Raw genomic sequence first — 7,217 nt, 5'->3', positions numbered from 1 at the left:
GCCTCCCATGGCTCTGGGTTATGATGGCCTTGGCTTCATGTTCGAGAACCTGTTCGCCGCCTTGCTCCTGTTCGCGACGGCATTCGAATACTGGCGCGGCCGCGACGAGGCCCCTGCCCTGACGGTTGGCATCACCACGCTCTACTCGGCCACGGCGGTTTCCTTCATGCTGTGCGCGGCGGTCCTGGCATGGGACGGCAAGCTGGTGCTCGGCCATGCGCCAAGCAACTGGGCCGAGGAACTGAGCCTCATTGTCGTCATCGCCAGTATGACGGGTATTGGCGCCCTGTCACTTGCGCTCAACCAGGGTCGTCTGGCGAGGCATCACCGCCGCAACGCTCTCACCGATCCCTTGACCGGGCTGCTCAACCGGCGTGCGCTGTTCGACATGCATAGCCATCTCCCCGTCGGTGCCTTTACCGCCGTGGTCGTCTTCGATCTCGACAATTTCAAAGCCATCAACGACGAGTTCGGCCACGCGACCGGAGACGAGGTGCTGAAGGTGTTTGCGAGCGAGCTCGCCGGCAATCTTCGCCCGACTGACGTTGCGGCGCGCATGGGCGGCGAGGAATTCGCGCTGGTGTTGAAACGCACCTTGCCGGAAACGGTCGAGGACACGGCAGAGCGCATCCGGACCGCCCTCGCAACACGCCAGATAGAGACCGAAACCGGCTCCCTGAGATGCACGGTCAGTGCCGGTTTTGCATTCGGCAGCAAAGAGGGGCTCCGTTTCGACAAGGTGCTGAGCGCCGCCGACAAGGCGCTTTACGACGCCAAGCGCGGCGGCCGCAACCGCGTCACGGGCTCTCCATTCCGGCGCGCGAGCTGACCGCGCGTATCAATGCCGAGCTGTGACTATTGGATGGGCGAAAGCGGCTCTATGCCGCCATCACGATTTCGTTGAAAGTATCGAGGTCGACGTAGAACACCTTGGTGATCTCCTCGATCAGGTCGTCGTATTCGCAGCCCTGTGACCTCAAAATGTTGATGGCCGCGATGATGTCGACCCGTTCGGTAAGGCGCCGCTTCTGGTAGTCCTCGATGAAACGTTCCATGGCTGTCCCTTAGCCTGTGTGCCCAAACGCGTTTGAACGACAAAGATCGCAGGAGGGAAGCTAGGAAGCCTGGCTTGCGTGGAACTTGCCGGCCTTCGCCGCGCCCTCGATCTGCGATAACCAGACTGATACGGAAGCGGCCGACTCACAAAGCCAATAAAAGACTAGCATGCCGCATCCGGCGCGCCAGAGATGAGGATCGCCGGATGAAAGAAATATTGGACTTGCCAAGGACTTTGGAGCGTCAGCTGAAGTGCAGAGCCGATTCTAGACGGTAAGAAACTTTCGTACATCAGCCCGGTCTAGATCTTCCGCCGGGCCAGTATGGACGATCTGGCCGCGGTCCATGATGTTGACCTCGTCGGCGAGCTCACGGCAGAAGTCGAGATATTGTTCGACCAGCAGCACCGCGATACCGGCCTGGTCACGCAAATAGCGGATGGCGCGGCCGATGTCCTTGATGATCGACGGCTGGATGCCTTCGGTGGGCTCATCCAGCACCAGCAGCTTCGGCCGCATCACCAGCGCCCTGCCGATGGCGAGCTGCTGCTGCTGACCGCCGGACAGGTCGCCGCCGCGGCGGCCAAGCATCTGCTTCAGCACCGGAAACAGCTCGAAGACATGCGCCGGCACGTTGCGGTCGGCACGCTTCAACGGCGCAAAACCGGATTCCAGGTTTTCGCGCACCGTGAGCAGGGGAAAAATCTCCCTGCCCTGCGGCACGAATGCGATGCCCGACCGGGCGCGGTCATACGCCGCGCTCCGGTCGAGCGCCTTCCCCTCGAAGGCAACGCTTCCGCTCGTCAGCCGGTGGTGGCCGACGATCGATCTCATCAAACTGGTCTTGCCGACGCCGTTGCGGCCGAGCACGCAAGTGATCTTGCCGGCGCCCGCCTTCAGCGAAACGCCGCGCAGCGCCTGGGCGGCGCCGTAGTGGAGCGTGGCGTCGGAAACTTCGAGCATGTCAGCGCCTTCTCCAGAACCGGAGAAACGACAGATCGAAGCGATGAAACTGCACCCGCCAGACCATGGTCATCTCCCCAGATAGACTTCGACGACACGCTCGTCCGCCGAGACGAAATCGAGTGTGCCTTCCGACAGCACCGAGCCTTCGTGCAGGCAGGTGACCTTGACGCCGAGTTCGCGCACGAAATGCATGTCGTGCTCGACGACGATGACCGAATGGTCGCGCGCAATGTCCTTGAGCAGCCGCGCCGTTTCCTCGGTTTCGGCATCGGTCATGCCCGCGACCGGCTCGTCGACCAAAAGCAGCTTCGGATCCTGCGCGAGCAGCATGCCGATCTCCAGCCACTGTTTCTGGCCGTGGCTGAGATTGGCGGCCAGTTCGTGGCGCTTGTCGCCCAGCCGGATAATGCCGAGAATGTCCTCGATCTGCCGCGCCTCGGCCGCAGAGCGGCGGTGGAACAGCGCCGGGAAGATCGAACGCGGCCCCTTCAGCGCCAGCATCAGATTGTCCTCGATCGTGTGGCTTTCGAAGACCGTCGGCTTCTGGAATTTGCGGCCGATGCCCATCATGGCGATCTCGGCCTCGTCATGCCTGGTGAGATCCACCTGGCCGTCGAAGAACACTTCCCCTTCGTCGGGCCGCGTCTTGCCGGTGACGATGTCCATCATCGTCGTCTTGCCCGCGCCGTTGGGGCCGATGATGGCTCGCATCTCGCCCTTGTCGAGCACCAGCGACAGATTGTTGATGGCGCGAAAACCGTCGAAGGACACCGAGACGCCGTCGAGATAGAGGATGGTGTTCGATTTGCTCATGGGTCCTACTCCGCCGCCTGCGGTTCGGGGTCGGACAAGGACCATTCGCCTGGATTCCTCGCCGGCGAGCGAGCCCGCTTCGAGATCGCGGACGGCACTGCAACCTTGGCGGCCTCTTCAGCGACGGAGGCCGCGCGCAATGCCTTCGCATTGCCGCGCCAGCTGTCCCACATGCCGATGATGCCCCTCGGCAAGAGCAAGGTGACTGCGACGAACAGGCCGCCGAGCGCAAACAGCCACAATTCCGGCAGCACGCCGGTGAACCAGGATTTGCCGGCATTGACCAGCAGCGCGCCGATGATCGGACCGACAATGGTGCCGCGCCCGCCGACGGCGGCCCAGATCACCACCTCGATCGAATTGGACGGTTCGAACTCACCGGGATTGATGATTCCGACTTGCGGCACATAGAGCGCGCCGGCAATGCCGGCCATGACCGCCGAGACGGTGAAAGCGAACAGTTTCACATTCTCCGCCCGCCAGCCGAGGAAGCGCGTGCGGCTTTCGGCATCGCGCACGGCCATCAAGAGCTTGCCGTATTTGGAGCCGACGATCGCCCAGGTGAAGAACACGGCGAGCGCCAGCATCACCGCGCTGGCGGCGAACAGCGCCGAACGCGTTGCGTCGGCTTGCACGTTGAAGCCCAGAATGTCCTTGAAATCGGTCAGGCCGTTATTGCCGCCGAAACCCATATCGTTGCGGAAGAAGGCCAGCAGCAGCGCATAGGTCATCGCCTGGGTGATGATGGATAGATAGACGCCGGTGACGCGGCTGCGGAAGGCGAACCAGCCGAAGACGAAGGCGAGCAGGCCCGGCACTGCCAGCACCATGATCGCCGCAAACCAGAAATGATCGAATCCATGCCAGAACCACGGCAATTCCTTGTAGTTCAGGAACACCATGAAATCGGGCAGGATCGGGTTGCCATAGACGCCGCGCGAACCGATCTGGCGCATCAGATACATGCCCATCGCATAGCCGCCGAGCGCGAAGAAGGCGCCGTGGCCGAGCGAAAGGATGCCGCAATAGCCCCAGACCAGGTCGAGCGCGAGCGCCAGCAGCGCATAGCAGAGATATTTGCCAGTCAGCGCCACGATATAGGCCGGGACGTAGAAGGCGCTGGCCGGCGACACCCCAAGGTTGAGCAGCGGCACGATAATGGCCGCGGCGAGCAGGATGAAGATGGTGATGGCGATGCGGCGGTCAGCGCCGGCGGCGAAGAAGCGACCCGTGATCATGCTTCCACCGCCCTGCCCTTGAGCGCGAACAGGCCGCGCGGGCGCTTCTGGATGAACAGGATGATCAGCACCAGCACGACGATCTTGCCGAGCACGGCGCCGGCATAAGGCTCCAGGAACTTGTTGACGATGCCCAGCGAAAAGGCGCCGACCAGCGTGCCCCAGAGATTGCCGACGCCGCCGAAGACGACGACCATGAAGCTGTCGATGATGTAGCCGCGGCCAAGATTGGGCGAGACATTGTCGATCTGGCTGAGCGCGACGCCGGCGATGCCGGCAATGCCGGACCCGAGCGCGAAGGTCAGCGCGTCGACCCATGGCGTCCTGATGCCCATCGAGGCGGCCATGCGCCGGTTGGCGGTGACCGCGCGCATCTGCAGTCCCCAGGGCGTGCGCTTCATCACATAGAGCAGGACGCCGAAGACCGCGAGTGCGAAGACCAGGATCCAGAGCCGGTTCCAGGTGATGGCCAGCTGGCCGATAGCGAACGAACCCGACATCCATGAGGGGTTCCCGACCTCCTGGTTGGTCGGCCCGAAGATCGAGCGAACCGCCTGCTGCAGGATCAGCGACACGCCCCAGGTCGCCAGCAGCGTCTCGAGCGGCCGTCCGTAGAGGAAGCGGATGACGCCGCGCTCGATGACCAGGCCAATAAGAGCCGAGACCAGGAACGCGAGCGGCAGCGCAATGACCAGCGACCAGTCGAACAGGCCGGGAAACGATGTACGGATCACCTGCTGGACGACGAAGGTGGTGTAGGCGCCAAGCATGACCATCTCGCCATGCGCCATGTTGATGACGCCCATGACGCCGAAGGTGATGGCGAGCCCGATCGCCGCCAGCAGCAGCACCGAGCCCAAGGATATGCCATACCAGATGTTCTGTCCGGCATCCCAGATGGCGAGCGTCGAATTGATGCTCGCGATTGCGGCCGTCGCCGCTCCCTTGACCGCTCCGGAGGCACTGGCCTCGACGGAGGTGAGCAGCGAAACCGCATTACGGTCGCCGCGCGCACCGATCAGTGCGATTGCGGCGAGCTTGTCTGCATCAGGTTTGTCTGAAACCAGTATGGAAGCGGCACGCGCCTGCTCCAGCAAAGCCTTGACGCTCGCCACGCTTTCACTGGCGATCGCTGCGTCGAGCGGTTCAATATTGGCGGTGTCCGGTGTCTTGAACATGGTGTCGGCGGCGGCGACGCGGACAGTCGGATCCTTGGATCCAAGCGTCAACGTGCCCAATGCATCGCGGATGGTGCGGCGCAAGGTGTTGTTGACAGTGATCTTGGTTATGTCCTCCTCGGAGGCTTGGCCGACTGCCTCGCCGCTCAGCGGGTCAAAAAGCTGGACGCTTCCATCGCCTTCCTTGCCGACAAGAACCATCGAGTCGGCGGTGCGAACGTAAAGATTGCCGTCAGCCAATGCAGCGAGCGGCCGTTCGACAGCGGGATCCCCCGTGGCTGTCAATTCGCGGACGACGGCTCCCGTCTCAGAAAAGTCCGTTACCGTGGCGAACTTGGCGATGATGCCACGCAGGTCGGCATCGGCAGCACCCGAGGACGACAGCGTCGTCAGCAGGAACAGCAGTGTCAGGCCCGCGCGGATCAAGGTCATCGGCTTCTGTAGATCCCGTGAAGTTTTGAATTGGACGTCCGGACGGCGCAGGAAACCGTCCGGACGCTGCGGTCTGGTCATGGACCTGACAGTCCAGACCTGGGAGGATCAGTTCGTTCCCTTGCCGCCGCACTTGCCGGTGGCAACGTTGAAGTTGCCGCAGGACAGAGGCTTGCGCCAATCGGAGATCAGGTCCTTGGAATCAGGCAGGTAATCGGACCATTCGTCGCCCATCACCAGGCCCGGTGTTTTCGAAACCGTTTCGAACTGGCCATTGGCCTGGATTTCGCCGATCAGCACCGGCTTGGTGATGTGATGGTTCGGCATCATCGTCGAATAGCCGCCCGTCAGGTTCGGCACCGAAACGCCGATCATGGCGTCGATGACCTTGTCGGGATCGGTGGTTCCGGCCTTCTCGACTGCCTTCACCCACATGTTGAAGCCAATATAATGGGCTTCCATCGGGTCGTTGGTGGTGCGCTTGTTGTTCTTGATGAACTTGTGCCAATCAGCGATGAACTTCTTGTTCTCGGGCGTGTTGACGCTCTCGAAATAGTTCCAGGCGGCGAGATGGCCGACCAGCGGCTTGGTGTCGAGACCGGCAAGCTCTTCCTCGCCGACCGAGAAGGCCATGACCGGAATGTCCTCGGCCTTGATGCCCTGGTTGCCGAGTTCCTTGTAGAATGGCACGTTGGCGTCGCCGTTGACGGTCGAGACGACGGCGGTCTTCTTGCCGGCCGAGCCGAACTTCTTGATTGCCGAGACTTCGGTCTGCCAGTCGGAGAAGCCGAACGGCGTGTAGTTGGTCATGATGTCTTCGGCCGCGACGCCCTTCGATTTCAGATAGGCCTCGAGGATCTTGTTGGTGGTGCGCGGATATACGTAGTCGGTGCCTTCCAGCACCCAGCGCTTCACCGAACCGCCATCCTTGCTCATCAGATAGTCGACGGCCGGAATGGCCTGCTGGTTGGGAGCCGCACCCGTATAGAACACGTTGCGCTCGCTTTCCTCGCCCTCATACTGGACGGGATAGAACAGGATGTTGTCGAGTTCGGAGAACACCGGCAGCACCGACTTTCGCGACACCGAGGTCCAGCAGCCGAATACCGCCGCGACCTTGTCCTTCGAAATCAGCTCGCGCGCCTTTTCGGCGAACAGCGGCCAGTTGGAAGCCGGATCGACGACCACCGCTTCAAGTTTCTTGCCGAGCAGGCCGCCCTTGGCGTTCTGCTCGTCGATGAGCATCAACATGGCGTCCTTCAGCGTCGTCTCCGAAATCGCCATGGTCCCCGACAGCGAATGGAGAATCCCGACCTTGATCGTATCGTCGGCCGCCCTGGCGGGAGCCGACATCAACAGGCCGGCGGCGACCACGCTCGCCGAAAACATTTTTGTTATTGTCGCGAAATTACCCCTCATGCGGAAGACTCCCAAGCTGGTTGATTGCACCGCAACATTACAATGCAACCCCCATGCCAACCGCATCCGTCATGCCGAAAAACGGCAAATAGATAAACGTTATCAAGCATTTATTA

8 protein-coding genes are annotated in these 7,217 nt (G+C 61.8%); 2 read left to right on the top strand and 6 right to left on the bottom strand.

What is annotated here, in order from left to right:
- Positions 1-829, top strand: an 829-nt coding sequence (locus C1D09_RS17855; protein ID WP_143975561.1) for a GGDEF domain-containing protein, incomplete at its 5' end; no start/stop codon positions are given.
- 49 nt (positions 830-878) lie between these two features.
- Here C1D09_RS17855 and C1D09_RS17850 read toward each other — a convergent pair.
- The 6 genes from C1D09_RS17850 to urtA all read right to left on the bottom strand — a co-directional run bounded on the left by C1D09_RS17850 (position 879) and on the right by urtA (position 7,035).
- Entirely contained in the window at positions 879-1,055 is a 177-nt protein-coding gene (locus C1D09_RS17850) for a hypothetical protein (protein ID WP_143975560.1), read from the bottom strand.
- A 267-nt stretch (positions 1,056-1,322) separates the two neighbouring features.
- Entirely contained in the window at positions 1,323-2,018 is a 696-nt protein-coding gene (gene urtE, locus C1D09_RS17845; RefSeq protein ID WP_143975559.1) for an urea ABC transporter ATP-binding subunit UrtE, read from the bottom strand.
- Between the two features lie 69 nt (positions 2,019-2,087).
- Positions 2,088-2,834 carry an urea ABC transporter ATP-binding protein UrtD gene (gene urtD, locus C1D09_RS17840; RefSeq protein ID WP_143975558.1) on the bottom strand — a complete coding sequence of 249 codons (747 nt, stop codon included), beginning with the start codon at positions 2,832-2,834 and terminating at the stop codon, positions 2,088-2,090.
- 5 nt (positions 2,835-2,839) lie between these two features.
- Positions 2,840-4,072, bottom strand: coding sequence for an urea ABC transporter permease subunit UrtC (gene urtC, locus C1D09_RS17835; RefSeq protein ID WP_143975557.1), 1,233 nt, complete (start codon positions 4,070-4,072; stop codon positions 2,840-2,842).
- Positions 4,069-5,682, bottom strand: a complete 1,614-nt coding sequence (gene urtB / locus C1D09_RS17830; RefSeq protein WP_143975556.1) for an urea ABC transporter permease subunit UrtB — start codon at positions 5,680-5,682, stop codon at positions 4,069-4,071. Before urtB ends, urtC begins: the two co-directional genes overlap by 4 nt.
- Before the next feature lie 108 nt (positions 5,683-5,790).
- Complete coding sequence (urtA, locus tag C1D09_RS17825) at positions 5,791-7,035, bottom strand: urea ABC transporter substrate-binding protein (RefSeq protein WP_246135787.1); 1,245 nt, start codon at positions 7,033-7,035, stop codon at positions 5,791-5,793.
- On the opposite strand from urtA, the gene C1D09_RS33825 reads away from it, so the two are divergent.
- Positions 6,920-7,217: hypothetical protein (locus C1D09_RS33825; protein ID WP_246135788.1), on the top strand; the 298-nt coding region annotated here is incomplete at its 3' end. The genes urtA and C1D09_RS33825 overlap by 116 nt on opposite strands.

It is taken from the genome of Mesorhizobium intechi (assembly GCF_002879535.1).
GTDB classification, from domain to species: Bacteria; Pseudomonadota; Alphaproteobacteria; order Rhizobiales; family Rhizobiaceae; genus Mesorhizobium; species Mesorhizobium intechi.
This window is presented reverse-complemented; position numbering and strand designations above follow the sequence as displayed.